Here is a 25,946-nt window from a genome sequence, read left to right on the forward strand (position 1 = left end):
ACCATGCAGATCACATTCAGCTGCTGAATCAGCTCAAGGGATACCGTCTCGATGCGTAACCGCCGTACTCCCCCCGGTATCCGGCTCCGCACCCAGACAGCGGGTGCGGAGCGTTCCCGGTCATGATCGCCATACGCGTGTCGCCATCCCTCCAGGGCTGACCGGGAGATCTCTCGGCAACGTACACCGTTGCTCACGGGGGCGTCCCGGCCCGACGCCCAGCGGATCTTGGGAAATCCACCGGCTCCGCGGGTCGGTCAGGACGCTGACAGGCGTCGGATCCACATGGTTGGATCAGCACACCATCGGATTCCGGAGGCGCTGTGTACGACTATGTAATCGTAGGTGCGGGAAGTGCCGGCTGTGTCCTTGCCGCGCGGTTGTCGGAGGACGAGGACGTCCGCGTGCTGCTTCTGGAGGCCGGGCCGCCGGACGACGACGTCAACATCCAGGTGCCCGCGGCGGTGGGCCGGCTGTTCAAGAGCGAGCTGGACTGGGACTACGAGACGACCCCGCAGGAACAGGCCGCGGGCCGCTCGGTCTACTGGCCGCGCGGCCGCGTCGTCGGCGGATCCAGCTCGATCAACGCCATGATCTACATCCGGGGAAACCAGCTGGACTACGACACCTGGCAGGACGAGTACGGCTGCGCGGGGTGGTCGCACGAGAACATGCTGCCCTACTTCATGCGCGCGGAGGACCAGGACCGGGGCGGTTCGCCGCTGCACGGGGTGAACGGGCCGCTCCGGGTCGAGGACCTGCGTCACGTCCACCGCCTCACCAAGGAGTGGGTGGAGGCCGCGCAGGCCTACGGCCTGTCGGCCAACCCCGACTTCAACGGGGACGCCCAGGACGGGGTCGGACGGTACCAGGTGACGCAGCGCGCCGGGCGGCGCTGGTCGGCCGCGGACGCCTACCTCCGCCCGGCCCTGGACCGGAAGAACCTGACCGTGGAGACCGGTGCGCTCGTCACCCGGGTGCTCATCGAGGACGGCAAGGCGACCGGGGTGGAGTACGTCCTGGACGGGGAGACGGTCCAGGCCGAGGCGGAGCGCGAGGTGGTGCTCTGCGCCGGCGCGGTGAACAGCCCGCAGCTGCTGATGCTGTCGGGGGTGGGGCCCGCCGGGCACCTCCGGGAGCACGGGATCGAGGTCGTGGTGGACAGCCCCCGGGTCGGCACCGGGCTGCAGGACCACCCGGCCGTGGTGGTGATGTGGAAGACACCCGGGGTCAAGGGGCTCTGGGAGGAGGACACCTCCGCGTCGCGGATGAAGTGGAAGCTGGCCGGACGTGGCCCCCTCACCTCCAACCTGGCCGAGGTGGGAGGCTTCGTCCGGACCCGCCAGGGGTTGCCGGCGCCCGACGTCCAGTTCCACGTCCTGCCGTCGCCGTTCGCCGACCAGGGACTGACGCCCCCCTCCGAACGCCTGATGTCGGTCCTGGTCACCCTGCTCGCACCGGCCTCCCGAGGTGCGATCACGCTGAGCTCGGCCGACCCGCAGGACAAGCCGGCGATCGACGCGGGCTACCTCGTCGACCCGGCTGACCTGGAGCCGCTGGTGGCCGGGGTACGCCTGGCCCGGGAGATCGCGCAGTGCGCGCCGCTCGCCCGCTCCTGCGCCGGGGAGCACACCCCGGGCGAGGAGGTCACGGGTGACGAGGAGCTCCAGGAGTTCGTCCGGTCCCATCTGATCACCTGCTACCACCCCACCTCCACCTGTGCGATGGGCGGATCGGAGGAGGCGGTGTGCGACCCCGAGCTCCGGGTGCGCGGGGTCGAGGGGCTTCGCGTGGTCGACGCCTCGGTGATGCCGTCGATCCCCCGGGGCAACACCAACGCGCCGACGATCGCGATCGCCGAGCGGGCCGCCGACCTCATCGCCGGGCGGGAGCCGCTGGCGCCGCAGGAGTCGGCGTTGCGCTGGGAGCCGACCGGCCGGGACCTGATCCGGGGGTGACCCCGGCGGCCCCGGATCCCGGTGTCCGCCGATCGGCGGACACCGGTACGGCCCGGCGGCTCAGAAGAGGGTGTCCTCGCGGACGATGCCGCGCAGGGCCTCGTAGTCGAGGGTGACGCAGGAGATTCCCCGGTCTCCGGCGAGCACCCGGGCCTGGGGCTTGATCTCCTGTGCGGCGAAGATCCCCCGCACCGGGGCGAGCAGCGGGTCCCGGTTGAGCAGTTCCAGGTACCGGGTGAGCTGCTCGACCCCGTCGATCTCGCCCCGGCGCTTGATCTCCACCGCGACGGTGGCCCCGGCCTCGTCGCGGCAGAGGATGTCGACCGGGCCGATCGCGGTGGGGTACTCCCGCCGGACCAGGCTCCAGCCTTGGCCGAGGGTGCCGATGTTGTCGGCGAGGAGCTCCTGCAGGTGCGCCTCGACACCGTCCTTGCGGAGTCCGGGGTCGACGCCCAGTTCGTGACTGAAGTCGTGGACGACCTCTTCCACGGTGAGGATGAGCCGCTCGCCGGTCTTGCCGTGGGTGACGGTCCAGGTGTCGCCGTCCTCCTTGAGCTTGCACGGCGGGTTCATCCAGTTGAGCGGCTTGAAGGCACGGTCGTCCGCATGGATGGAGACGGAACCGTCCGCTTTGATCAAAATGAGGCGGGTGGCCATCGGCAGGTGGGCCGTGAGCCGTCCGACGTAGTCCACACTGCATCGAGCTATGACGAGCCGCATGGGTGGCAACCCTACCGCTCAGTGGAAGTCGTCGAGGAGGTCATGCAGGTAGTCGGCGGCCTCGCGCATCGCGGTCTCGGCGTCGGAGTCGGCGATGGCGGCGACGAGCCGGGAGTGGTCGACGTAGCGCTCCTCGCAGAGCACGTCGCCGACCCCGTGCCGGAGGGTGGCGCGCACGGCGTCGCCGATGTCGGAGTAGAGGTCGGAGAGGAGGGAGTTGTGCGCGGCGGCCACGATGAGCTGGTGCAGCCGGGCGTCGGCCTCGACGAAGCTGTTGACGTCGCCTCCGGTCCAGGCGGACTCCCGGCCGGCCAGCGCGGCCTTGATCCCGACGAGATCCTCTTCGGTACGGCGGCGCGCGGCCTGCCGGGCGGCTTCGACCTCCAGGGCCCGGCGGACCTCGAAGGCCTCCCGGACCTCGCTGGCCGCCACCCGGCGGTGCACGGCTCCCGCGAACTCGTTCCCGGCGCGGACGAAGGTGCCCGATCCCTGACGGATCTCCAGGAGCCCCGCGTGGGCGAGCGCGCGCACCCCTTCGCGGACGGTGTTCCGTCCCACGCCGAGCGTGGCGGCGAGTTCGGGTTCGGTGGGGATGCGGCTGCCGACAGGCCACTCACCGGAGGAGATCTCGGCGCGTAGCTGGGCGATGACCTGGTCGACCAGGGCGGATCGCTGGGTGGATCGAAGTGTCAACGGAGAACTCCCGAAAACCGGAATGCGGACCGCGCTGTCGGTGGTTAGTGTAGTCGTTGGTAGATTCATCCTATGAATGGATGACCCGCTTCTTGCTTGATAGGATGACACATCATGACGACGCTCGCACCGGAGAAGCCGGCCGCGATCGCGGCGCGTGTGCCCGCGAAAGCCGTATGGCTCCTGGTGCTCGGTATCGTGCTCGCCGCCCTCAACCTCCGCACCGCCGTGACCAGCGTGGGCCCGCTCCTCGGCGACGTTCGGGGCACCCTCGGCCTGTCCGGGCTGCTCACCGGGCTGCTCACCGCCCTCCCCGTCATCTGCTTCGCCGTCTTCGGCGCATTCACCCCGGCGCTCGCCCGGCGGATCGGTGAGCACCGCCTCCTCCTTTTGGCCCTTGTCACCCTCAGCGCCGGGCTGGCCGTCCGCGTCATGATCGACTCGGCGGCGTTCTTCCTCGTCGCCAGCACCGTGGCGCTCGCCGGTGGCGCCGTCGGCAACGTGCTCATCCCCTCCCTGGTCAAGCGGCACTTCCCCACCCGGGTCGGCCTGATGACCACCGTGTACGCGACGGCGCTCGCCGTCGGCACCATGATCGCGGCAGCCGCCACGATCCCCATCGAGCGGGCCGCCGGCGGGGACTGGCACCTCGCCCTCGGGAGCTGGGCCGCGCTCGCCGCCGTCGCCGTGATTCCCTGGCTCGCCCTGCGGGGGCGCGAGCCCGGGCGGACCGCCGAGGCGGGCGGGCACACCCCGATCTCCTCGCTGCTGCGGAGCAGGCTCGGGTGGGCGATGGCCGGATACTTCGGCAGCCAGTCCCTGGTGGCGTACGTCATGTTCGGCTGGCTCGCCCAGATCCTGCTGGACGGCGGGTACACCGCGGCCGACGCCGGTCTCACCCTCGCGGTCTTCACCGGGTTGAGCGTGCCGATCTCGGCGCTGATCCCGGCGCTCGCGGCCCGTCTGGCCGACCAGCGGGTCCTGGTCGTCGTGCTGATCGCCTTCTACGCCGTCGGCTTCGCCGGCCTGCTGCTGGACCCCTCGTGGATCTGGGCGATGTTCGTCGGGGTGGGGATGGGGTCGTTCCCCCTGGCGCTGACCCTGTTCGCGCTGCGCAGCCGTACCGCCTCGGCGACCGCCGCGCTGTCGGCGTTCGGCCAGAGCGCCGGATATCTCATCGCCGGGCTCGGTCCCCTTCTGGTGGGTGTCCTCTACACCGCGACCGGGGGCTGGACGGCGCCGTTCGCCCTGCTCTTCGGCGCGATCGCGATCCAGTTGCTCACCGGCCTGTACGTCGGCGGCCGCCGCTACCTCGAAGACGAGACCGCCCGCGCCACCTGACCGCTTTCGACGTGCGTCGGGAACGAGGCCCGGTACGGCGGAAGGCGTGGTCCGGCATCGCCCGTACCACGCCTTCCGCCGGTTCAGGGCGGGGGTGTCCGGTCTGCGGCCTTTGGCAGCTTGGCCGGGACAGCGTCCGGATGATCATTGTGCTGTCCGCGCCCGCCGGCGGACACACACCACAACGATCATGCGAACGGTGTGCGAGCAACGCCGCCCACGGTTGGGCCACCCTTGACCGGTCCGGTGCCGGGTGCGGGGGAGAAGACGGGCTCTGGGAGACTGATCGGCGGTTGGTCGGGCCGATGAGGAGCAGTGGTATGCGGACGTTTCGCAGGGTGGGGGTCGTCGGACTCGGGATCATGGGAGCCGGGATCGCCGAGGTGTTCGCCCGTGCGGGCATCGACGTCGTCGGGATCGAGATGGACGCCGCGGCGCTGGAGCGCGGGGTGGGCCACCTCTCCGCGTCGACGGATCGCGCGGTCGCCCGGGGCAAGCTCACGGCCGAGGAGCAGAGCCTGATCCTGCGCCGGGTGACGTTCTCGGCCTCCTTGGCGGACCTGGCCGACGTCGACCTGGTGGTCGAGGCCGTCCCCGAGGTCATGGAGCTGAAGACCCGGCTCTTCACCGAGCTGGACCGGGTCTGCAAGCCGTCGGCGATCCTGGCCACCAACACCTCCTCGCTCTCGGTGACCGCGATCGCGGCGACGACCGGGCGGCCCGAACAGGTGATCGGCGTGCACTTCTTCAACCCGGCGCCGATCATGCGCCTGGTCGAGATCGTCCGGACGGTGCTCACCCCCGACGACGTGGCCCGGGACGTGGCCGAGTTTGTCGCCCGGCTGGGCAAGACGACCGTGACGGTCGGCGACCGGGCGGGGTTCGTGGTCAACCGGCTCCTGCTCGGCTATCTCAACCACGCCGCGCATCTGCTGGACGCCGGGATCGCCTCCCGCGACGACGTCGACACCGCGATGCGGCTCGGGGCCGGACTGCCGATGGGGCCGTTCGCCCTCCTCGACCTGATCGGCCTGGACACCTCCTACGGCGTCTGCGAGGTGCTGTTCCGGGAGAGCCGGGACCGCCGGCACGCGCCCGCGCCGATCCTGCGCGAACTGGTCACCGCCGGACTGCTCGGCCGCAAGAGCGGCCGGGGCTTCCACTCCTACGACCGCCCGCCGGCCGATCGCGGCCCGGCCGAGGAGGGCGTGCCCGCCGCCCGGATCGAGCGGGTCGGGGTGGTGGGCTCGGGGGAGCAGGCCCGCCGGGTGACGGCGGAGTTCGCCCGGGCGGGCTTCGAGGTGGTTTTCACGGCCCGGAGCGCCGCGGAGGTCGACGAGGCGATCGCCGCGACGGACCTTCCCGGCGACGCCCGGGTGAGCGGCGTCACCGAGATCGCCGGGCTCGCCGGGGCGGGGCTGCTCGTGGAGGCGGCCGGTGAGGAGCGGATCCTGGAGCGCGCGGTGCTGGCCGGCCTGGACGAGATCGCCGGGCCGGACACGATCGTGGCGACGACGGTCGCGAGTATTCCGGTGGTGGAGCTGACGGCCGGGCTGTCGCATCCGGGCCGGGTGGTGGGGCTGCACTTCGTCGGGGACCGGGTGGCCGAGGTCGCCGCCACGGTACGGACCGAGGAGAGCGCCGTGTCGGCCGTACTGGACGCGGTACGCCGGCTTGGGCGGGAGCCCGTACGATGCAAGGACCGGGCGGGGTTCGTGGTCAACGCCCTGCTTTATCCCTATCTGAATGACGCTGTACGTATGTATGAATCCGGCTACGCCTCGATCGAGGACATCGACACGGCCATGCGGCTGGGGTGCGGTTACCCCGTCGGCCCGTTCGAGACGCTCGACCGGATCGGCCTGGAGACCGTGCGCGACGGGCTTCGCGCGCTCTACGCCGAGTACCGCGAACCCGCCTACGCCCCCGCACCGCTGCTGGACCAGCTCGTGACCGCGGGCGTCCAGGCGTTCCGGTGAGCCCCCGGCGTTCCCGGCGCCGCGACCCCTTCGACCGGGGCGGTCGCGCCGGTACGGCCCGGCCCGTCGGCGGGACCGTGACCGGAATCGAGAACGTCGAAGAAGGATCGGACGGCGAATGGGTCGTCCGGACGGTGACCGGCGGCGGGACCGACAAGGTCTACCGGTGCCCCGGCTGCCAGCAGGAGATCCAGCCCGGCACCCCCCACCTGGTCACCTGGCCCAACTGGGCCGACGGGGAAGGAGAGCGCAGGCACTGGCACGGCGGCTGCTGGCGCAAGCGCGTCGATCGCGGACCGGGCCGTACCCGGTACTGACAACGGAGGGGTAGTGAAACACATCTCGGCGAGCACCGTGCTTCCCGCCAAACGGGAGCCGATCACGCTGCACACCGCGGACGGGCTGGAACTCGTCGGGGAGCTGGCGGTCCCGGCGGACCGTCCCCCCGTCGCGACCATGGTCTGCCTCCACCCGTTGCCGACCCACGGCGGCATGATGGACAGCCACCTCTTCCGCAAAGCCGCCTACCGCCTGCCCGCGCAGGCCGGTCTCGCCGTACTCCGGTTCAACACGCGGGGCACCGCCTCCGAGCGGGGCACCTCCGAAGGGGCGTTCGACGGCGGGGACGCCGAACGGTTCGACGTCGCCGCCGCGCTGGAGTACACCGAGTTCCACGGCCTGCCCCACCCGTGGCTCGTCGGCTGGTCCTTCGGCACCGAACTCGCCTTGAAGTGGGGGCGCGACCCCCTCGTCGAAGGGGCGATCCTCATCTCGCCGCCGCTGCGCCGCGCCGGGGACGCCGAACTCGACGCCTGGGCCGAGTTCGGACGGCCGCTGGTGGCCCTCGTCCCCGAACTCGACGACTACCTCCGCCCCGAGCAGGCGCGCGAGCGGTTCGCCCGGGTACCCCAGGCCGAGGTGATCGACGCCGAGGGCGCCAAACACCTGTGGGTGGGCGAGCCGCGGGTACGGGTCGTCCTCAACGAGATCGTCAAGCGGCTCAACCCCGAGGCGTACCCACTCGGCACCGAACTGGCTCCCTGGGCCGAGCACACCGCCTGAGCCCGGAGCCGCCTGGATTCGAGGTGCCACGGGCCCGTACGGGCTGGGCCGGGCCGTCTTGGGGTGGCTTGGGGCCGTACGATGCCGTCTGTTCGCGGCGTGGTCGGGAGGCTCCGGCCGCCCGTCGGCCGTACCCGCGCAGGGTTGAACGGCGGCGACGGGGGATGGCTGGGATTCAGGGTCGTTGACCAGATAGATCAAAGTCAAGGGGTGGCAGCGGGGGCGTCAGAGGCTAGTGTCAACACCGTGCAGTCAAACATCGATCAGCCGGGGCCCGTCCGGCTCTTCTCACGTTCCGCCGGTGACGGCTTCCCGGTCGTCTTGCTCCACGCGTTCCCCCTCTCGTCGGCGATGTGGCTCGGCCAGCGGGAGGGCCTTGCGGGCACCTGCCGGGTCATCACCCCCGACCTGCGCGGATTCGGCGGTTCGGCCCTCGGCGTGGACGAGCCGTCCCTGGACGCCATGGCCGCCGACGTGCTGGCCCTCCTCGACGCCGCCGGGATCGAACGGGCGATCGTCGGCGGCCTGTCGATGGGGGGATATGTGACGATGGCCTTCTGCCGCCGGTATCCGGACCGGGTCGCCGGGGTCGTCCTCGCCGACACCCGGGCCGGCGCCGACGACGAAGCGGTCCGCCAGGGCCGGGAGCGGCTCGCCCAGGCCGTGCTGGCGGACGGCGCGGTGCCGCTCGTCCGCGACCTGCTGCCCAAGCTGGTGGGGAGCACCACCAAGGAGCGTCGCGCGCTCGTCGTGGGCCGGGTCCGGGGGCTGATGCAGGCCGCGCCGCCGGGCGCGGTCGCCTGGGCGGCGCGGGCGATGGCCGGCCGGTCCGACTCCGTCGAGACGCTGCGCGCGCTGCGGGTGCCGGTCCTGGTGATCGTCGGTGAGGAGGACGAGATCACCCCGGTCGGGGAGGCCCACGCCATGGTGGACGCGGTGGCGGACGGGCGGCTCGCCCTGATCGAGAAGGCCGGGCATCTGAGCGCGGTCGAACAGCCCGAACTCTTCAATCAGGCGGTGGAGGGCTTCGTCAAGCAGGTCGCCGGTTAGCACCTCTCCTGGCGTGGCATGACGACCTCCCGGAGGATGAGGGTCACCGCAGCGGCGATGGGGATCGCCAGCAGGGCCCCGATCACCCCCATGAGCGCACCGCCGAAGAGCGCGGCGATGACGGTGACGGCGGGCGCCACGTCGACGGAGCGCTTCATCACCTTGGGATAGAGCACGTAGTTCTCGACCTGCTGGTAGACGACGAAGAAGATCGCGCAGGCGATGCCGATCGGGATCGACTGGAGGAAGCCGACCCCGGTGACCAGGACGGCTCCGATCGTGGCGCCGACCATGGGGATCAGGTCGGTGACCGCGATGATCAACGCCAGGGCGAGGGCGTACTCGGCTCCGGCGATCAGCAGGAAGACGTAGGAGACCACGCCCGCGATGACGGAGATGAGGAGGTTTCCGGCGACGTATCCGCCGATGCCCTTGAGGATCTCGTCGGTGATCAGGCCGGTCCGGTCGCGGCGGCTCCTCGGCACCAGGCTGAGGAAGAACTCCTTGATGTGGGTGAGCGAGCCGAGGAAGTACAGCGTGAGCACGAGGACGGTGAACGCGGAGAAGAACGCGTTGAGGACGACCGCGCCCACGCCGAGGATGCCGCCCGCCACGGTGGCGCCCAGTCCGCCGCTGGTGATGTACTCCTGGAGCTTGGTGATGATCTGGTAGTCGTTGTCCAGCTGCTTGAGCGTGGGGTTGGCCAGCAGCTCGGAGACGTAACCGGGGACCGCCCGGACGAAGTCCCCCATCTCCGTGCTGACCGGGGGCACGATCGCGAATCCGAAGACCACGAAGAAGCCGATGACCCCGGCGAAGACCAGTGAGATCGCCCAGCGCCGGGAGATGAGCCGCCCGTGCAGCGCCTCCACGGCCGGGTTGAGCCCGATCGCCAGGAAGAGCGAGACGATGATCAGCATGATCACGCTGCGGGAGCCGACGAGGGCCTGTCCGATCAGCCACGCGGTGAGCACCCCCAGTGCGCCGGTGAGTCCGAAGATGAACGGACTCTGCCCGAGCGGCTTACCCAACGGGCCAAATGGGAGGTTTTCATCGTTTTTGGGTAGTTTTATGGCGGTATTGGGTCCGTCTTCTGGCATTCCTGTCTCCACTGCTGCCTGGTCCATGCCCGCCTATATCTAAGGATGGGAAGTGTAGATTTAGCACTATATGGGTGATTTGATGTTATTTGTCCCCTGGGGTGCGGGACAGAGAAACGGGGAGAGCCTCGATGAGGCCCTCCCCGTGACTGACTCCCAGGTATCTCTAAGGGTTTACACCCTCGCCCGAAGGATTACTCCTGCCACCACTCCGAGTCGTCCTTGGTCTTGGTGGCCGCCGGGGGCGGGGACGGCTTGGCCGAGGTCACGGCCTTCTCCCCGCCGCCGCCGGAGGAGTTCCCCGTGGGGAGCGCCGGCTTGGGCGGAGCCGCGGTGACGGCCGGCTCCTCCATGCTCGGCATGGGGGCGCCGCCGAGCAGCTGACGGAGCTGGGCGAGGTGGCTGGTGATGCTGTCCCGCTGACGGGTGAGGTCGTCCACCTGGCGCTGCGCCGCGGTGCGCACCCGGTCGGCCTCGCTCCGGGTCTCGCTGAGCAGGTGCTCGGCCGCGGACTTGGCCTCGCTGAGGACCTGGTCGGCGTTCTTGCGGGCGTTGGCGAGCAGCTGCTTGGCGTGGGTGTCCGCCTCGCGCCGGGTCTGCTCGGCCTGCTGGGTGGCCTTGGTGGCCCGCTGCTCGGCGGTCGCCGCGCGCTGCTCGGCCTCGGCGACGAGCTTCTGCGTGGCGGCCTGCGCGCTCGCGTGGCGGTCGGCCTCCTGGCGCTCGGCCTCCTCCCGGCGGGAGGCGAGCTGGATCTCGAACTCCGCCTCGGCCTGGGCGCGCTGGGCCTCGCTCTCCTCCAGCACGCGCTGGGCCTGCGCCCGCATCTCGTCGGCCTGCCGCTTGGCGGTGGTGAGCACCTCGTCGCGCTCGCGCTTGGTGGAGGCGCGGAGCTGGGCGACCTCGCGCTCGGTGGTCGTCCGAAGTTTGGCGATCTCGCGCTCGGCGCTGGCGCGCTTCTCGGCGACCTCGTGGTCGGCGGTGGCCCGGAGCTTGGCGACCTCGCGCTCGGTGGTGGAGGTCAGCTCGTCGGACTCGCGGCGCGCCGTGGAGCGGATCTCGTCCGCCTCGCGGTCGGCAGTGCTGCGCATGTCGTCCGCCTCGCGGGTGGCCAGCGCACGCTTCTCCGCGGCCTCGTTCTCCGCGGTGGCGCGGAGCTCGGCCGCGTCGACCTTGGCGGCCGCCTTGATCTCGTTGGCCTCGGATCGCGCGGCCTGAACGAGCTCGGTAGCCTGCTCCTCGGCGAGCCTGAGCAGCTGCTCGATACGGGCGCCGAGTCCGGAGTACGTCGGGCGCTCCTGCTCCTGCAACTGCCGTTGGGAGTCGGACAGCTCGCGCTGGAGCGCGATGATCTGCTCCCTCGACTGGCGAAGGTCGCCGTTGATCTGATTCAGGTGGTCTTCGACTTGGTGACGGTCGTAGCCGCGAAGCACCACGTCGAATTCCCGTGGGGGAGTGTCTTCAAAGAAGTTGCTGAGCTGGGCGTCGATGTCGGACTGCATGAGGCTCGATCCTGGGTTGTCGAGACGGCTACTCGGGCCGGGCGTGGAAATAAAAGGACATCCGAGGCGGTGATCCTAAGGGAATCCCACGTCTGGTTGGTAGGCAGCGTACTCTTATGATGCCGCGTTGGAGGCTCCTACCAACTTCCCGCACGATTTGTCACGAATAAGTGATTTCGGACGCCGAAGTCTCGTGCCGGGAGCCTAGTACGGCGAACGCCTCCCGCGCCATCGATCCCGCTATTCGGCCTGTCGGGCTTGAACGAGCTCGGTCAACACTCCGCCGACATCTTTTGGATGCAGAAATGCAATGGAGCTTCCCATTGAACCGTGTCTGGGATTCTTGTCGATCAAGCGTACCCCGGTCGCGGCGATCTCCGTCAACGCCCCCCGGACATCGCTCACCCCGTAGGCGACGTGGTGCAGCCCCTCGCCGCGCTTGGCGAGGAACTTGCCGACCGGGGTGTCCGGGCCGAGCGGCTCGATAAGCTGGATGTAGGAGCCACCGCCCTCGCCGTCCGCGACGTGCAGCATCGCCTCGCGCACGCCCTGCTCCTCGTTGACCTCCCTGGCGACGACGGTCACCCCGAACGTCGACTCGTAGAGGGCTATGGTCTTCTCCAGATCGTGGCAGGCGATCCCCACATGGTCGATGCGCAGAAACATAGCGTGTGGCCCTCCGTCGGGTCGTTTCACCGATATGGGTATGTTGGCAAACGTCTGGTTGACTCCGTCGGGAGGCCCCTCATGTCAACGTCTGTGATCGTCGCCGGAGCCCGTACGCCCGTCGGACGGCTTCTCGGCTCCCTCTCCGGCTTCCCGGCCGTCCGGCTCGGCGGCATCGCCATCAAGGCGGCGCTGGACCGGGCGGGGGTCGAGCCGGGGCAGGTGGAGTATGTGATCATGGGCCAGGTCCTGCAGGCCGGCGCCGGGCAGATCCCCTCGCGCCAGGCGGCCGTGCACGCGGGCATCCCGCTGACCGTCCCCTCGCTCACCGTCAACAAGGTCTGCCTCTCCGGGCTGGACGCCATCGCCCTCGCCGACCAGCTTATCCGGGCGGGCGAGTTCGAGATCGTGGTCGCGGGAGGCATGGAGTCCATGTCGAACGCGCCGCACCTCCTCCCCGGCCTGCGCACCGGCGTGAAGTACGGGCCGGCCGGGATCGTCGACTCGATGGCCCTCGACGGCCTCACCGACGTCTTCGACCAGATCTCCATGGGGGAGTCGACGGAGCGGCACAACGCCCGGTACCGGTTGACCCGCGAGGAGCAGGACGAGTTCTCCGCCCGGTCGCATCAGCTCGCCGCGGCGGCCCAGAAGAACGGCGCGTTCGACGAGGAGATCGTCCCCGTCGAGGTGCCGCAGCGGCGCGGTGAGCCGATCCGGGTCGTCGCCGACGAGGGGATCCGGCCCGACACCACGGCGGAGTCGCTCGCCCGGCTGAAGCCCGCCTTCGCCAAGGACGGCACGATCACCGCGGGCTCGGCGTCCCAGATCTCCGACGGGGCGTGCGCCGTCGTGGTCATGTCCAAGGCGAAGGCCGTCGAGCTCGGCCTGACCTGGATCGCCGAGATCGGCGCGCACGGCAACGTGGCGGGGCCGGACAACTCCCTCCAGTCCCAGCCGGCCAACGCGATCAAGCACGCCCTGGGCAAGCAGGGGCTCGACGTGGACCGCCTTGACCTGCTGGAGATCAACGAGGCGTTCGCGGCGGTCGCGCTCCAGTCGGCCCGGGAACTCGGTGTCCCGCTCGACCGGGTCAACGTGAACGGCGGCGGGATCGCCCTCGGGCACCCGATCGGGGCCTCCGGGGCCCGGATCGTGCTGAGCCTGGCCTACGAGCTCAAGCGGCGCGGCGGCGGGATCGGCGCGGCCGGGCTGTGCGGCGGCGGCGGCCAGGGCGACGCTCTGATCATCACCGTGCCCTGACCGCGCGGCTTGGCACGGTACGGCGGCGCGCGGCCGGGCGCAGGCGTGCCGCTCCGGTGGAGGGCGCCCGGACGGCCGGGCGAGAACAGGGAGGTTGTTCGGTGACCGTCGACGTCGAGGGGCTGGTCCGCGGGGCGAAGGCCGGGCGGCAGCGGTCCGTGGGCCGTTTGATCACATTGGTGGAGAACGGGTCCCCGGCGTTGCGGCCGATCATGGCCGCCCTGTGCCGGGACGGCGAGCGCACCCGCACCGCTCAGGTCGTCGGCCTCACCGGATCCCCCGGCGTCGGCAAGTCGACCTCCACGTCGATGCTGGTCAAGGCGTTCCGGGCGCAGGGCCGGCGTGTGGGCGTGCTCGCCGTCGACCCCTCCTCGCCGTTCACCGGGGGCGCGCTCCTCGGCGACCGGGTGCGGATGCAGGACCACGCCACCGATCCCGGGGTCTTCATCAGGTCCATGGCGAGCCGCGGGCACCTGGGCGGCCTGTCCTGGACGACACCGCAGGCGCTGCGGGTCCTGGACGCCTGCGGGTACGACGTGGTCCTCGTCGAGACCGTGGGCGTGGGTCAGGCCGAGGTCGAGATCGCCTCGCTGGCCGACACCACGATCGTGCTGCTCGCCCCGGGGATGGGGGACGGCATCCAGGCGGCCAAAGCCGGCATCCTGGAGATCGCCGACGTCTTCGTGGTCAACAAGGCGGACCGCGACGGCGCCCAGTCGACCGTCCGCGACCTGCGCAACATGCTCGCCCTCGGCGTGGGCGAATCGGGGTGGCGCCCGCCGATCGTGTCGACCGTCGCCTCTCGGGGCGAGGGCGCCCAGGAGCTCCTGGAAGCTCTCGACAAGCACTTCGCCTGGCTGTCGGAGTCGGGGGAGCTGCGGCGGAGGCGGCTGGCCCGGGTCCGGGACGAGATCGAGGCGATCGCGGTGGCCGCGCTCCGGGCCCGCTTCGGCGACCTGCACGGGAACAGCCGCCTGGACGCCTTGGCCGAGCGGGTGCTCGGCGCCTCCCTCGACCCCTACAGCGCCGCCGACGAACTCGTCGCCGCCGTCACCGGCCCGGGAACCACGTAGAAGCCGCGGGAACCGCCTTAGACGCGGCCACACCTACCCTGCCCGGCCCGGTAGGAACGATCCGGGTGACAACCTGAACGTGCCAACCGTGTCAAGCACGATCACTGTTCTTGTAAGCCTGATCGTGCTTAAGGCGGTTCGCACGTCCGTGGTTGTGACCGGGGCCACTCCTACCGGCCCGGCCCGGTAGGTCCGGTTGCGGTGACAACCAGGGGTGCTCACCGCGTTAAGAGAGGTCGCCGTCAAGAGCCTGTACCTTCTGGCCGAGCCTCCGCTCGGCCGGCTCGAAACGCCGGTAACCCGCGTCTTCCCTCGTGATCTTGCGCCGCTGGCGCGACGCAAGATCGCTCAGTCCGGATCGCGGGGGCGTTTCGAGCGCGCACCCGGTCACCCGGGTAGGCGGGTTCCGGGGAGAACCTGGAGGTGGGAACCCGCGTTAGGTGTGGTGACTGGTGGCTATGTCTCGGATGTCGGGTTTTGGGGAATAGTCCCTGGTAGGCGCCCGGCCGGGGGGACCGGGCCGGGGGCACGGGGGCTGTGCGATGACGTGGTGGCTGCTCACACTTCGGGGACTCCTCGCGATCCTCTTCGGGCTGCTCGCCCTGTTCTGGCCGGGGATCACGGTGCTCGCGCTGGTTCTGATGTTCGGGTTCTTCGCCCTGGTGGAAGGGATCTTCCGGCTGGTCGCCGCGTTCGGGCGGGCCGGGCGGGAATCGAGGTGGCTCCTCGTGCTCGGCGGGGTGGTCGGCATCGCGATCGGCTTGATCACCCTGTTCTGGCCGGGGATCACGGCGATCGTGCTCCTCGTGCTCATCGCGGTGTGGGCGATCCTCACCGGTCTGTTCGAGATCATCGCGGCGGTCGCGCTCCGGCGGGAGATCAGCAACGTGTGGCTGCTGGCGCTGGCCGGCGCGTTCTCGTTCGTCTTCGGTATCTTCATGATCGCCCTTCCCCGGCAGGGCGCGATCGCGGTCGTCTGGCTGATCGGGATCTACGCGATCGTCTTCGGGATCGCGATGGTGGTGTTCTCCCTGCGGTTCCGCGGGCTGGTGTACGGGACGGGGACCCGCTCCACCCGCGTCTAGACGTTGTCGGCGAAGACCACCGTGACCGACGTGAACCCCAGTGAGCGCAGCAGGTTGCCGAGCATGGACTTGGTGTTCTCCTCGGCCCGCCGCCGCAGGTCGCTCGCGAGCGCCGCATCGTTGATCTTCTTCTCCGCGAGGAGGTAGAGCTCCCGCTGGTCCGCGGGCGAACCCGCCAGCAGATCCTGGAACCGGTCGATGAGCCCGCGCTGCTGCGCCACCACGTAGGAACGCTCGTTGTCGAGGCTGGGCTTCTCCAGCTGGGCCCGCGGGAGCCGTAACTCGGCGGTCCGGCGGTCCGCGGAGACCTTCAGCCCGTCCCCGGCGATCCCGGAGAAGTCGACGTAGGCGTCGACCCCGCCCGCCCCGACGAACAGGGTCCGGTTCCCCTTGATCGCGTCGGGGAGCCAGGCGGCGTCCTTCTCCAGGTCCACGACGACCTGGAAACTGCCGGTGGCGGCCTCGTACCGGCTGAGGTTGCGGATGGACTCCAGGAGCACCGGCTGGCTGCGGTCCACGGTGCTCTCCCCGAAGGGGCTCCACCAGGCCACGGCCAGTCCGAGCCCGAGGATCACGGCGATCGCGACGACCAGTGAGACCACGGCGATCACAAGCCGGCGGCGCATCCTGCGGGCCGCGCCGGAGGGGGACGGAGCTGTTTTCACGACAGATCTCCTTCCCCGCGGCGGGGGCATTTCACCTCCGGTACGGCCCTAGTGGGCGGGAGCCGGCGTCGGCGGGACGTAGCCCCAGGTCACACTGGGGTCGGCCACCTGCGGATAGGCGGTGTCGCTGAAATGCCCCGGCCCCAGCCGGCACAGGGTGAACTCCCGGTGGTGGGTCCGCATCCAGTCCCGCCGCTGATCCTCGGTCAGCGCGGAGAACCAGGCCGCGGCCCGGAGCTGTTCGGGCCCGGGACCGTCCGGGAGCGGGTCGCCGCGCAGCCAGGCGGTGACGACGGCGTCGTAGGGGCCGCCGGTTCCGCAGGACCGGGGGAGCCGGGCGACGACCTCCCGCCGCGCCTCGCCGGCGTAGCCGGGGGAGAGGTCGTCGACGTGGATGACGACCACGCCCGCCCGCGGCCGGGCGAAGTGGTCGCGGGAGCGCTGCTCGACCCGGCTGAACGCCATCGAGGTGCCGTTGAGACGCGCGGCGAGCTCGGTGAAGGCCGACCCCAGCTCCGCCAGGCCCGGCCGCATGCCCGGATGGACGCAGACGGTGATCGGCCACTCCTGGCAGGTGTAGGCGACCGGCTCGGTGGGCACCGCGGGGTGCCCGCCGTGCAGCCGTGCGGCGCCGCCGCCCGCGACGAGGACGGCGAGCGTCGCCGAGGTGAGCACCAGGGGCCGCCGGGCGACCCAGGCCGCCCAGGTGAGCAGGAGCGCGACGGACAGCCCGGCGAGCCACAGGGTCTGGTTGAGGAAGAGGTCCGGCTCCATCCGCTCGAACAGGTCGTACGGCTCGGGCGTGGTGGGCGCGAGGGCGCTCCACCATCGGTGTCCGTCCGCCAGCCAGACCACCAGGACGTGGCAGCCGACCCCGGCCGTGAAGGGGGTGACCGGGAACGGGATCAGCCAGCCGGTGACCCAGCCGAGCATGACGTAGAGGGTGAGCCCGGCGACCCCCATGACCAGGCCGCTCGGCCAGAGCCGGCCGACCTCGTCGCTGAGCAGGGTCTTCAGCGCCAGGACGCCCGAGGTGACCGCGAAGGAGAGCAGGACGACCGCGACGACCGAGAGTGGGGAGAGCGTCGCCCGCCAGGCGGTGAGCCGCCGTCCCCGGGTGGCCGCCCGCCGCCGGATCGCGGCCCAGGCCGCGAACGCGGTGGCGACCGGCCCGGTCAGGCGGAGCGACCCGATGATCGCGGCGACGAGGTTCTCCCAATCGGCGACTCCTGGGATCAGGACACTCCACGCGGCGATCAGGCCGAGTACGGCCAGCAGCGAGAGGGCGATGACGGCGCCGTAGCGCAATTCACCCCGTGAAGTGTCCGGGTGCTCAGGCACCGTCCCGGCCGGACCACGCCGGGCCGGACCCTGTGCGGACTTCGCCGTCCGAGGGCACGCCCTCGGAACCCCCCCATTGCATGAGCAGACTCCCCCGTCCGGCGACGCGCGGGCCCCACCGCTTTGCCATCGCCTCACCTTTCGACGCGCCAACCATAACGGGGGCTTGGTACCCGCCGCTGGTGTTCAAAGTCTTTCCCGGGTGATTCACCAATGATGTGTTTGCCCAGGTGAAGGGATACGTTCAGGTGTTGTCAGGGCTGTACGGGTAGGGCACGCTACGGTAGCGCTGTGTCCCATTCCGACCCCGGTTCCACCCCAGTCCCCGCATCCGCCTCCACCCCGGACGCCGCGCCGCCGGGGGTCAAGGGGCTGAACCTCCCTTTCGACCCCATCGAGCGCGCCGCGGAGCAGTGGCGCGTCCACTTCGGCCCGTCCCCCGCCATGGCCGCAGTCACCTCGATCATGAGAGCGCACCAGATCTTGATCGCGCAACTGGACACGCTGCTCAAGCCGTACGATCTGACCTTCGCCCGCTATGAGGCGCTGGTGCTGCTCAGCTTCAGCAGCCGGGGTTCGCTGCCGCTGTCCAAGATCGGGGAGCGGCTCATGGTGCATCCGACGAGCGTCACCAACACCGTGCACCGGCTGGAGCGGGTGGGCCTCGTCCGCCGGATGCCCAATCCGCGGGACGGCCGGGGCGTGCTGGCCGAGATCACCCCGGCGGGCCGTGAGGTGGTACGGCGGGCGACCGCCGATCTGATGGCGGCCGAGTTTGGGATGTCGGCCTATGGCGAGGATGAGTTATCGGAGATGTTTGACCTGCTCCGCGTGCTTCGGGTGGCCGCGGGGGATTTTGCCACTGGCTGAAATTAGTTGGACGTCCTAGTATTCATGGGGGAGCCACGACTCCGGTGCCTGCCGCCGCACCGGCGCGCGCCGCACCGGCCGTACGGAACCGGCTCACAAGGCGCAGGCCGTACCAGCTGTGAAAGGGATGGTCCATGGACGCAGGAGACATCGAGGCCGGTCGGGCCCGCTGGCAGGCGCGCTACGACGCGTCGCGGCGGCGGGAAGCCGACTTCACCACCCTGTCCGGGCTCGAACTCGACCCCGTCTACGGGCCTTCCGCGGGCACGGACGTCCCCGGGTTCGAGCGGATCGGCTGGCCGGGGGAGTACCCGTTCACCCGGGGCCTGTACCCGACCGGCTACCGGGGCCGCACCTGGACGATCCGGCAGTTCGCCGGTTTCGGCAACGCGGTGCAGACCAACGAGCGCTACAAGATGATCCTGGCGGCCGGCGGCGGCGGCCTCAGCGTCGCCTTCGACATGCCGACCCTGATGGGGCGCGACTCCGACGACCCCCGCTCCCTCGGCGAGGTCGGGCACTGCGGCGTGGCGATCGACTCCGCCCTGGACATGGACGTCCTCTTCGACGGGATCCCGCTCGGCGACGTCACGACCTCGATGACGATCAGCGGTCCCGCCGTCCCGGTCTTCTGCATGTACCTGGTGGCGGCCGAGCGGCAGGGGGTGCCGCACCACGTGCTCAACGGCACCCTCCAGACCGACATCTTCAAGGAGTACATCGCGCAGAAGGAGTGGCTCTTCCCGCCTGAGCCGCATCTGCGGCTCATCGGGGACCTGATGGAGTTCTGCGCCGCGGAGATCCCGGCGTACAAGCCGCTCAGCGTCTCCGGCTACCACATCCGGGAGGCCGGGGCCACGGCCGCCCAGGAGCTCGCCTTCACCCTCGCCGACGGCTTCGGCTACGTCGAACTCGGCCTGAGCCGCGGCCTCGACGTCGACGTCTTCGCCCCGGGGCTCTCGTTCTTCTTCGACGCGCACGTCGACTTCTTCGAGGAGATCGCCAAGTTCCGGGCCGCGCGGCGGATCTGGGCCCGTTGGATGCGGGAGACGTACGGCGCGCGCACGGACAAAGCGCAGTGGCTGCGCTTCCACACCCAGACCGCCGGGGTGTCCCTCACCGCGCAGCAGCCGGACAACAACATCGTCCGTACGGCCGTCGAGGCCCTCGCGGCGATCCTCGGCGGGACCAACTCGCTGCACACCAACGCGCTGGACGAGGTCCTGGCCCTGCCGTCGGAGCGGGCCGCCGCGATCGCGCTCCGGACCCAGCAGGTGCTGCTGGAGGAGACCGGGGTGGTGAACGTGGCCGACCCGCTGGGCGGCTCCTGGTACGTGGAGGCGCTCACCGACCGGCTGGAGGCGGAGGCCGAGCGGATCTTCACCGTGATCCGGGACATGGGCTCGGACGGCTCCATGACCGCCGGGATCCTGCGGGGGATCGAGGAAGGCTGGTTCATGGCCGAGATCGCCGAGTCGGCCTTCGTCTACCAGAGCAAGGTGGAGAAGGGGGAGAAGCGGGTCGTCGGGGTCAACGCGCACACCAACACCGACGAGGAGCCGCTGGAGATCCTCCGGGTGAGCCACGAGGTCGAGCTCGACCAGCGCAGGACTCTCGCCGGTCGCCGGGCGGCCCGGGACGGCGCCGCGGTCGAGGCGGCCCTGTCCGGGCTGGTCGCCGCGGCCAGGTCGTCCGGCAACACGATCCCGCCGATGCTGGCGGCGGTCCGGGCGGAGGCCACCCTCGGGGAGATCTGCGACGCGTTGCGGGACGTCTGGGGGGGTTACACCGAGCCCGCGCGATTCTGACCGCGGTCTCCGGCGGTCTTTCCCGGCCCGATGAACCGAAGTCCTGCGGGGATACGGCAGGATTGGAGTCATGAGGCCATCGGACATCACTCGACCAGGGTCGCTTTACGGTGCCGTGGATCTCGGCGCCCGCAAGGCGGCGGCGGAGAGCGCGGCCCGCCGCCAGGCCGCCGCCGCGGAATCGCCGGGTACGGCGGGGTCCCACGTGATCGACGTCACCGACGCGACCTTCAACACCGAGGTCGTCGAGCGCTCCCTCCGCACCCCGGTGATCGTCGACTTCTGGGCGTCCTGGTGCGAGCCGTGCAAGCAACTGAGCCCGTTGCTGGAGAAGCTGGCGGCGGAGGCCAAGGGCCGCTGGGTGCTGGCCAAGATCGATGTCGAGGCGAATCCGCAGATCGCGCAGGCGGCCCGGGTGCAGAGCATCCCGACCGTGTACGTGGTCTTCCAGGGGCAGATGATGCCGTTCTTCCAGGGAGCGATCCCCGAGCAGCAGCTTCGCCAGGCGATCGACCAGCTCTTCCAGCAGCTCGCCCCGCACTTGGCCGAGGCTCCGGACGCCGGGGCCGATGAGGCGGTGCCCCAGGTGGATCCGGACATCCTCGCCGCCGAGGAGGCGGTGGACCGGGGCGACCTGGACGCCGCCGCCGCGGCGTACCGGCGGCTTCAGGCACGCTCTCCCGGCGACGAGAACGCCAGGATCGGGCTGGCCGGGATCGGGCTGATCCGCCGGACCGAGCACCTGGACCCGGAGCGGGTACGGCTCCGCACGGAGAAGGACCCGTCGGACGTGGAGGCGCAGAAGCAGGCCGCCGACCTGGAGATGCTCATGGGCGACGTCGACCTCGCCTTCGACCGGCTGGTCGCCGTGGTGCGCCGGACCTCCGGCGCGGACCGGGACGCCGTACGGACGCATCTGCTCTCGCTGTTCGAGGCGCTGCCCGCCGCGGATCCCCGGCTGGCCGCGGCTCGGCGGAACCTGTCGAACGCCCTGTTTTAGGGGTTCACCCCGGTGAACTCACGGGGTTCACCGGGGCTGAGTGGCGATTTAGGGGGAATGTCTCCTATATGCAAGTCGTCACAATTTCGGCGACCTTCGGCACCGGCGGCAACGTCATCGGGCCCGCGGTGGCGGAGCAGCTCAGGGTGCCGTTCGTCGACCGGGCGATCCCCGGCGCCGTGGCGACCGAGGTCGGGTGCAGCCTGGAGGAGGCGCTCGCCCACGACGACCGGGCCGAGGGGTTCATCGGCCGCATCCTCGCCAACGCGGTCCGGCTGCCGACCGTGACCTTCGGCGGCATCGACGTCTACCTGCCGGAGGCGGCGTACGTCCCCGCGGGGGAGTTCGTCAGCCGTACCGAGAAGGTCATCAAGGAGACGGTGCTGCTGCGCGGCGGCGTGATCCTCGGCCGGGCCGGCGCGCTCGTGCTCCGGGACCACCCCGGGGCCCTGCACGTCCGGCTGGACGCCCCGGCGGAGCGGCGGGCCGCCCAGACCGCGGCCCTCATGGGCGTCCCGCTCCGGGAGGCACGGCGGCTCATCGAGGAGAACGATCGGGCCAGACGCGCCTACGTGCGGCATTTCTACCGCACCGACCCCGCGGATTCCTCCCTTTACCACCTGGTGATCGACAGTACGGTGATTCCGGTCCCCACATGTGTGGAGATGATCGTCACAGCCGCCGAGGCCATGGGCTGACCGGTTGCCGGTAGAGTGGTGTGCTCTCCCGTCATACCCCGAAGGAGTGGATGACGTGGCCACTGTGCCCAGCGTGTCCTACTCGATCACCGTTCGTCTTGAGGTGCCCGCAGGCGGTAAGGCCGTAAGCCAGCTCACCCACGCGGTCGAGAACGCCGGCGGCGTCGTCACCGCGCTCGACGTGACCACCGCGGGGCACGAGAAGCTCCGCATCGACGTCACCTGTGCGGCCAGGGACACCGAGCACGCCCAGGCCATCGTCGACGCGCTGGAGAAGGTCGAGGGCGTCGCCATCCACAAGGTGAGCGACCGGACCTTCCTCATGCATCTCGGCGGCAAGATCGAGATGCAGTCCAAGGTGCCGCTCCGCAACCGGGACGAGCTCTCCATGGCCTACACCCCGGGGGTCGCCCGGGTCTCGCAGGCCATCGCGCGCAACCCCGCCGACGCCCGTCGCCTCACCATCAAGCGCAACAGCGTCGCCGTCGTCACCGACGGCTCGGCGGTGCTCGGCCTCGGCAACCTCGGACCGGCCGCGGCCCTGCCGGTGATGGAGGGCAAGGCCGCACTGTTCAAGCGGTTCGCCGGGATCGACGCCTGGCCGATCTGCCTGGACTCCCAGGACGTGGACGAGATCGTGCGGGCCGTGCAGCTGATCGCCCCCGGGTTCGGCGGCATCAACCTGGAGGACATCAGCGCCCCCCGCTGCTTCGAGGTGGAGCGGCGCCTGCGGGAACTGCTGGACATCCCGGTCTTCCACGACGACCAGCACGGTACGGCGATCGTCGTCCTGGCCGCCCTCACCAACGCGCTCCGCGTGGTGGACAAACCACTCTCGGAGGTCCGGATCGCGCTCGCCGGCGCCGGGGCGGCGGGCTCCGCCGTGCTGAAGCTGCTCATGGCGGCCGGGGCCAAGCACCTGGTGGTCTGCGACTACCGCGGGGTGGTCCACCTCGGCAGGGACGACCTGGACTCCTCGCTCCGCTGGATCGCCGAGAACACCAACCGCGACGGTATGACCGGCGCGCTGACGGACGCGGTCCGCGGCGCCGACGTCTTCATCGGCGTCTCCGCGCCCGGCATCCTGACCGGGGACGACATCGCCACGATGGCCAAGGACGCGGTGGTGTTCGCGCTCGCCAACCCCGAGCCGGAGGTCAACCCGGACGACGCCCGCGAGCACGCCGCGGTGGTGGCGACGGGCCGCTCCGACTACCCCAACCAGATCAACAACGTGCTGGCCTTCCCCGGGGTCTTCCGAGGCCTGCTGGACGCCCAGGCGAACACCATCACCGACGCGATGCTGCTGGCCGCCGCCGGGGCGCTCGCCGGGGTGGTGACCGACGAGGAGCTCGGGCCGAACTACATCGTGCCGAGCGTCTTCCACGCCGAGGTGACCCAGGCCGTCGCCGCCGCGGTCAGGGATTCCGCGGGCGGCCGGCCCAGGACCACCGAGATCTGAGCCTGCCCTCCCGGGGCCACACGCTGCCGTACCACCAGAGCAGGGCGCCCGTCATGAGGAGGGCGACCCCGGTGGCGAGCCGGGCGAGCAGATCGGTCGGGGGACCGGTCCGGGGGAGGCGGTCCACCGGCGGGTTCCCGGCCTGCTTGCGGCTCGCGCAGTCGGCCCGTACCTGGGCACCGGCCCGGTAGTCCCCGGCGCGGACGGAGATGTCGGCGCTCTTCCCGGGGACCGGGACCCTGGTGGTCGTCCGCTGTCCGGGGGCCAGGCTCCCCGCACCCACGGTGCGCCCGTCGCGGTGGATCGTGTAGGCGGTCCTGGTCGTCCCGGCGTTGCGGACGGTGACCGGGGCGATCCGCCGGGGGCACTGGACCACGCCGACGGTGGTCTCCAACTCGTCCTTCTCGGCGGCATATGCCGGTGATCCTAGGAAAAAAGCCAATAACGTTGCACATAGTACGAAGGTCGTGCGGCCCATCAATCCCCCTGGCATCACCACATGAGAGACGTCTATCACGGAAAGTGCCCATCTAATTACAATGTGTAACCCCGTGCTTCTGGGCTGTGACAGGGACCTGGAAATCACGTCAAGATGGAGGCATGATCTCCGTTGGCGGGTTGCTGGTGGCCACACCCCTCCTTGAGGACCCCAATTTCCGGCGCAGTGTGGTCTTGATCGTCGAGCACGATCAGGCGGCGGGGACCCTTGGGGTGGTGCTGAACCGGCCGACCGAGGTCTCCGTCCTGCAGGTGCTGTCGGCGTGGAGTCCCCTGGTCAGCGGGCCGTCGGTGGTGTTTCAAGGCGGTCCGGTGCAACTGGACAGCGCGCTCGCCATCGCCGCGGTGCCCAGTGGGGCGGACCCGCTCGGGTGGAAGCGGCTGGGGGGTCCGTCCGGCCTGTCGGACCTGGGCACCGTCGACCTTGACGCGCCGCCGGAGATCCTCGCCGCCGAGATCACCCAGATGCGGATCTTCGCCGGCTACGCCGGTTGGTCGGCGGGCCAGCTCGACGCCGAGGTCGCGGACGGCGCCTGGTACATCCTGGACTCCGAGCCCGGGGACGCCTTCAGCGAGGTGCCCGAACGGCTCTGGCGGTCGGTCCTGCGCCGCCAGGGCGGGGAAATGGCGTTCGTGGCCAACTGCCCGGACGACCCCACCATGAACTGAGCGTGCGTCGATCGCCCCGTTCGGCGGCCGGGCCGGGCCGCAAAACTCGTAGACTCGGCAGAGTGAGCACAAAGATCCTGCCTGACAGTGACATCAAGCCCGACCTCTCCCACGGAGACGGGGACCACGAGCGGTTCGCGCACTACGTGGAGAAGGACAAGATCATGGAGAGCGCGGTCATGGGGACCCCGATCCGCGCGCTCTGTGGCAAGGTCTGGGTGCCGAACCGGGACCCGAGCCGCTTCCCGGTCTGCCCCGAGTGCAAAGAGGTCTACGAGGGACTGCCAAAGGGCGACGAACCGGAGTGAGCGCCTGGCGGGTCCTCGCAATCCGGACGGCATGGAGCCGTGTTGCTCACCGTCCGTGAGGAGGGCACCCGTTAGCGTCGTCACATCGAATCGGCGCGCGGGGGGATGCGCCGAGGCGTGGCGTCCCTGCGTGACCATGTGACCGCCATCTCTCGGATACGCCGCGCAAGCGACGTATCGGGGGATGCTCATGTCGCGCTTCGCCACCGTTCTGGTGTGCCTGCTCGCTTTCGCGGGCCTGGGTCAGAGTCTGACCCCGGGCTGGGCGTCCACCGAGCCCTGCGCCGATCCCCACGGCTCGCGCGGCGCGGAGCCGTACGCCCCCACCTCGGCCCAGATAGCCGAGATGCAGGCCGATCTCGAAATGCGGCGCCGGGTCCGCGGGGCCGCCGGGCAGGTCGGCGCCGACGAGTTCATCACGGTCCCGCTCTGGATCCACCTGCTGGGCGACGGGGTGCGCGGGGCCACGACCCAGAGCGCCCTCCGCCAGGTCGAGGTGCTGAACGCCGCGTACGGCGGGCGGCTCGGCGGGGCCGACACCCGGGTCCGCTTCCGGCTGGAGGGGGTCAACCGGGTGGTCAACAAGGTGTGGTTCCGCGACCCGCTCGGCAACGAGACGGCGATGAAGACCGCGCTGCGCAAGGGCGGCCAGGACACGCTGAACCTGTACATCGCACAGCTGAGCGAGCTTGTGCTCGGTTATGCGACGTACCCGCACTGGTACGCCCGGAGCCCCAAGCTGGACGGCGTCGTGATCGACTGGCGCACCCTGCCCGGGGGCGCCCTGAAGAACTTCGACCGCGGCTACACGGGGGTCCACGAGATCGGCCACTGGCTGGGGCTGCTGCACACCTTCGAGAACGGGTGCGCGGAGCCCGGGGACCACGTCGCCGACACCCCGGCGGCGGGGCAGGCCACCGAGGGCTGCCCGGCGCGCAAGGACACCTGCAAGACGATTCCGGGCGACGACCCCATCCACAACTTCATGGACTACTCACACGACCGCTGCATGACCGAGTTCACGACCGGGCAGGGCGTCCGGATGCGCGAGATGTGGCAGCAGTACCGGGTACCCGCTGCGGAACCTCTTGAAATATCCGCATAACCTTAGTTAGTGACAACGATCAGTAAACCTTCC

25 protein-coding genes are annotated in these 25,946 nt (G+C 70.4%); 17 read left to right on the forward strand and 8 right to left on the reverse strand.

The window, feature by feature from the left end:
* The first annotated feature begins 323 nt into the window (after positions 1-323).
* Positions 324-1,958, forward strand: coding sequence for a GMC family oxidoreductase (locus tag RUR_RS23245; protein WP_283137281.1), 1,635 nt, complete (start codon positions 324-326; stop codon positions 1,956-1,958).
* A gap of 60 nt (positions 1,959-2,018) precedes the next feature.
* On the opposite strand, the gene nucS is transcribed toward RUR_RS23245, so the two are convergent.
* Positions 2,019-2,678, reverse strand: coding sequence for an endonuclease NucS (gene nucS / locus RUR_RS23250; RefSeq protein WP_283137282.1), 660 nt, complete (start codon positions 2,676-2,678; stop codon positions 2,019-2,021).
* An 18-nt stretch (positions 2,679-2,696) separates the two neighbouring features.
* Positions 2,697-3,371, reverse strand: coding sequence for a FadR/GntR family transcriptional regulator (locus RUR_RS23255; protein WP_283137283.1), 675 nt, complete (start codon positions 3,369-3,371; stop codon positions 2,697-2,699).
* A gap of 114 nt (positions 3,372-3,485) precedes the next feature.
* Here RUR_RS23255 and RUR_RS23260 point away from each other — a divergent pair, with 114 nt between their 5' ends.
* The 5 genes from RUR_RS23260 (at position 3,486) to RUR_RS23280 (ending at position 8,803) form a co-directional block, all read left to right on the forward strand.
* Entirely contained in the window at positions 3,486-4,712 is a 1,227-nt protein-coding gene (locus tag RUR_RS23260) for an MFS transporter (protein WP_283137284.1), read from the forward strand.
* A 320-nt stretch (positions 4,713-5,032) separates the two neighbouring features.
* The gene (locus tag RUR_RS23265) at positions 5,033-6,691 is read left to right on the forward strand and encodes a 3-hydroxyacyl-CoA dehydrogenase family protein (protein WP_283137285.1); all 1,659 of its coding nucleotides are present in this window, start codon (positions 5,033-5,035) and stop codon (positions 6,689-6,691) included.
* Entirely contained in the window at positions 6,688-7,008 is a 321-nt protein-coding gene (locus RUR_RS23270) for an ATP/GTP-binding protein (protein WP_283137286.1), read from the forward strand. The genes RUR_RS23265 and RUR_RS23270 overlap by 4 nt, the downstream gene beginning before the upstream one ends.
* Before the next feature lie 13 nt (positions 7,009-7,021).
* Complete coding sequence (locus RUR_RS23275; RefSeq protein ID WP_283137287.1) at positions 7,022-7,753, forward strand: alpha/beta hydrolase; 732 nt, start codon at positions 7,022-7,024, stop codon at positions 7,751-7,753.
* 246 nt (positions 7,754-7,999) lie between these two features.
* Positions 8,000-8,803, forward strand: a complete 804-nt coding sequence (locus tag RUR_RS23280; protein ID WP_283137288.1) for an alpha/beta fold hydrolase — start codon at positions 8,000-8,002, stop codon at positions 8,801-8,803.
* Here RUR_RS23280 and RUR_RS23285 read toward each other — a convergent pair.
* The 3 genes from RUR_RS23285 to mce all read right to left on the reverse strand — a co-directional run bounded on the left by RUR_RS23285 (position 8,800) and on the right by mce (position 12,068).
* A complete protein-coding gene (locus RUR_RS23285; protein WP_283137289.1) occupies positions 8,800-9,834 on the reverse strand; it encodes an AI-2E family transporter in 1,035 nt (344 codons plus the stop codon). The genes RUR_RS23280 and RUR_RS23285 overlap by 4 nt on opposite strands.
* Before the next feature lie 263 nt (positions 9,835-10,097).
* Positions 10,098-11,402: a DivIVA domain-containing protein gene (locus tag RUR_RS23290; RefSeq protein ID WP_283137290.1), complete on the reverse strand. Its 1,305-nt coding sequence runs from the start codon at positions 11,400-11,402 to the stop codon at positions 10,098-10,100.
* Positions 11,403-11,642: 240 nt separating this feature from the next.
* A complete protein-coding gene (gene mce, locus RUR_RS23295) occupies positions 11,643-12,068 on the reverse strand; it encodes a methylmalonyl-CoA epimerase (RefSeq protein ID WP_283137291.1) in 426 nt (141 codons plus the stop codon).
* An 81-nt stretch (positions 12,069-12,149) separates the two neighbouring features.
* Here mce and RUR_RS23300 point away from each other — a divergent pair, with 81 nt between their 5' ends.
* The 3 genes from RUR_RS23300 (at position 12,150) to RUR_RS23310 (ending at position 15,489) form a co-directional block, all read left to right on the forward strand.
* Positions 12,150-13,331, forward strand: coding sequence for an acetyl-CoA C-acetyltransferase (locus tag RUR_RS23300; protein ID WP_283137292.1), 1,182 nt, complete (start codon positions 12,150-12,152; stop codon positions 13,329-13,331).
* Positions 13,332-13,432: 101 nt separating this feature from the next.
* Positions 13,433-14,404, forward strand: coding sequence for a methylmalonyl Co-A mutase-associated GTPase MeaB (gene meaB / locus RUR_RS23305; protein ID WP_283137293.1), 972 nt, complete (start codon positions 13,433-13,435; stop codon positions 14,402-14,404).
* A 542-nt stretch (positions 14,405-14,946) separates the two neighbouring features.
* Positions 14,947-15,489 (forward strand): HdeD family acid-resistance protein, encoded by a 543-nt coding sequence (locus tag RUR_RS23310; RefSeq protein ID WP_283137294.1) that lies wholly within the window; start codon positions 14,947-14,949, stop codon positions 15,487-15,489.
* On the opposite strand, the gene RUR_RS23315 is transcribed toward RUR_RS23310, so the two are convergent.
* Entirely contained in the window at positions 15,486-16,154 is a 669-nt protein-coding gene (locus RUR_RS23315) for a DUF4230 domain-containing protein (RefSeq protein ID WP_283137295.1), read from the reverse strand. The two genes, RUR_RS23310 and RUR_RS23315, sit on opposite strands and share 4 nt — an antisense overlap.
* A 48-nt stretch (positions 16,155-16,202) precedes the next feature.
* Positions 16,203-17,462, reverse strand: a complete 1,260-nt coding sequence (locus tag RUR_RS23320; RefSeq protein WP_283137296.1) for a hypothetical protein — start codon at positions 17,460-17,462, stop codon at positions 16,203-16,205.
* 405 nt (positions 17,463-17,867) lie between these two features.
* Between RUR_RS23320 and RUR_RS23325 the strand changes: the two genes are divergently transcribed.
* The 5 genes from RUR_RS23325 to RUR_RS23345 all read left to right on the forward strand — a co-directional run bounded on the left by RUR_RS23325 (position 17,868) and on the right by RUR_RS23345 (position 23,333).
* Entirely contained in the window at positions 17,868-18,365 is a 498-nt protein-coding gene (locus tag RUR_RS23325) for a MarR family winged helix-turn-helix transcriptional regulator (protein ID WP_283137906.1), read from the forward strand.
* A gap of 134 nt (positions 18,366-18,499) precedes the next feature.
* A complete protein-coding gene (icmA, locus tag RUR_RS23330; protein ID WP_283137297.1) occupies positions 18,500-20,173 on the forward strand; it encodes a coenzyme B12-dependent isobutyryl-CoA mutase large subunit in 1,674 nt (557 codons plus the stop codon).
* A gap of 115 nt (positions 20,174-20,288) precedes the next feature.
* On the forward strand, positions 20,289-21,173 hold the full coding sequence (locus RUR_RS23335; protein ID WP_283137298.1) for a tetratricopeptide repeat protein: 885 nt from the start codon (positions 20,289-20,291) through the stop codon (positions 21,171-21,173).
* 68 nt (positions 21,174-21,241) lie between these two features.
* Entirely contained in the window at positions 21,242-21,871 is a 630-nt protein-coding gene (locus tag RUR_RS23340; protein WP_283137299.1) for a cytidylate kinase-like family protein, read from the forward strand.
* Positions 21,872-21,926: 55 nt separating this feature from the next.
* Positions 21,927-23,333 carry an NAD-dependent malic enzyme gene (locus RUR_RS23345; protein WP_283137300.1) on the forward strand — a complete coding sequence of 469 codons (1,407 nt, stop codon included), beginning with the start codon at positions 21,927-21,929 and terminating at the stop codon, positions 23,331-23,333.
* Here the strand turns inward: RUR_RS23345 and RUR_RS23350 are convergent.
* Positions 23,290-23,727: a hypothetical protein gene (locus RUR_RS23350; RefSeq protein ID WP_283137301.1), complete on the reverse strand. Its 438-nt coding sequence runs from the start codon at positions 23,725-23,727 to the stop codon at positions 23,290-23,292. The genes RUR_RS23345 and RUR_RS23350 overlap by 44 nt on opposite strands.
* A gap of 206 nt (positions 23,728-23,933) precedes the next feature.
* Here RUR_RS23350 and RUR_RS23355 point away from each other — a divergent pair, with 206 nt between their 5' ends.
* The 3 genes from RUR_RS23355 (at position 23,934) to RUR_RS23365 (ending at position 25,913) form a co-directional block, all read left to right on the forward strand.
* Positions 23,934-24,500, forward strand: coding sequence for a YqgE/AlgH family protein (locus RUR_RS23355; protein ID WP_283137302.1), 567 nt, complete (start codon positions 23,934-23,936; stop codon positions 24,498-24,500).
* 62 nt (positions 24,501-24,562) lie between these two features.
* Positions 24,563-24,808 carry a DUF3039 domain-containing protein gene (locus RUR_RS23360; RefSeq protein ID WP_283137303.1) on the forward strand — a complete coding sequence of 82 codons (246 nt, stop codon included), beginning with the start codon at positions 24,563-24,565 and terminating at the stop codon, positions 24,806-24,808.
* 190 nt (positions 24,809-24,998) lie between these two features.
* Complete coding sequence (locus tag RUR_RS23365) at positions 24,999-25,913, forward strand: zinc metalloprotease (protein ID WP_283137304.1); 915 nt, start codon at positions 24,999-25,001, stop codon at positions 25,911-25,913.
* Positions 25,914-25,946: the final 33 nt, after the last annotated feature.

Source organism: Rhizohabitans arisaemae, assembly GCF_025996515.1.
GTDB lineage: Bacteria > Actinomycetota > Actinomycetes > Streptosporangiales > Streptosporangiaceae > Rhizohabitans > Rhizohabitans arisaemae.

Excerpts from the sequence above, each read along its gene's own strand:
- nucS (WP_283137282.1), bottom strand. The coding sequence starts at position 2,678 with ATGCGGCTCGTCATAGCTCGATGCAGTGTGGACTACGTCGGACGGCTC.
- RUR_RS23260 (WP_283137284.1), top strand. The coding sequence starts at position 3,486 with ATGACGACGCTCGCACCGGAGAAGCCGGCCGCGATCGCGGCGCGTGTG.
- RUR_RS23265 (WP_283137285.1), top strand. The coding sequence starts at position 5,033 with ATGCGGACGTTTCGCAGGGTGGGGGTCGTCGGACTCGGGATCATGGGA.
- RUR_RS23290 (WP_283137290.1), bottom strand. The coding sequence starts at position 11,402 with ATGCAGTCCGACATCGACGCCCAGCTCAGCAACTTCTTTGAAGACACT.
- mce (WP_283137291.1), bottom strand. The coding sequence starts at position 12,068 with ATGTTTCTGCGCATCGACCATGTGGGGATCGCCTGCCACGATCTGGAG.
- RUR_RS23300 (WP_283137292.1), top strand. The coding sequence starts at position 12,150 with ATGTCAACGTCTGTGATCGTCGCCGGAGCCCGTACGCCCGTCGGACGG.
- RUR_RS23310 (WP_283137294.1), top strand. The coding sequence starts at position 14,947 with ATGACGTGGTGGCTGCTCACACTTCGGGGACTCCTCGCGATCCTCTTC.
- icmA (WP_283137297.1), top strand. The coding sequence starts at position 18,500 with ATGGACGCAGGAGACATCGAGGCCGGTCGGGCCCGCTGGCAGGCGCGC.
- RUR_RS23340 (WP_283137299.1), top strand. The coding sequence starts at position 21,242 with ATGCAAGTCGTCACAATTTCGGCGACCTTCGGCACCGGCGGCAACGTC.
- RUR_RS23355 (WP_283137302.1), top strand. The coding sequence starts at position 23,934 with ATGATCTCCGTTGGCGGGTTGCTGGTGGCCACACCCCTCCTTGAGGAC.
- RUR_RS23365 (WP_283137304.1), top strand. The coding sequence starts at position 24,999 with ATGTCGCGCTTCGCCACCGTTCTGGTGTGCCTGCTCGCTTTCGCGGGC.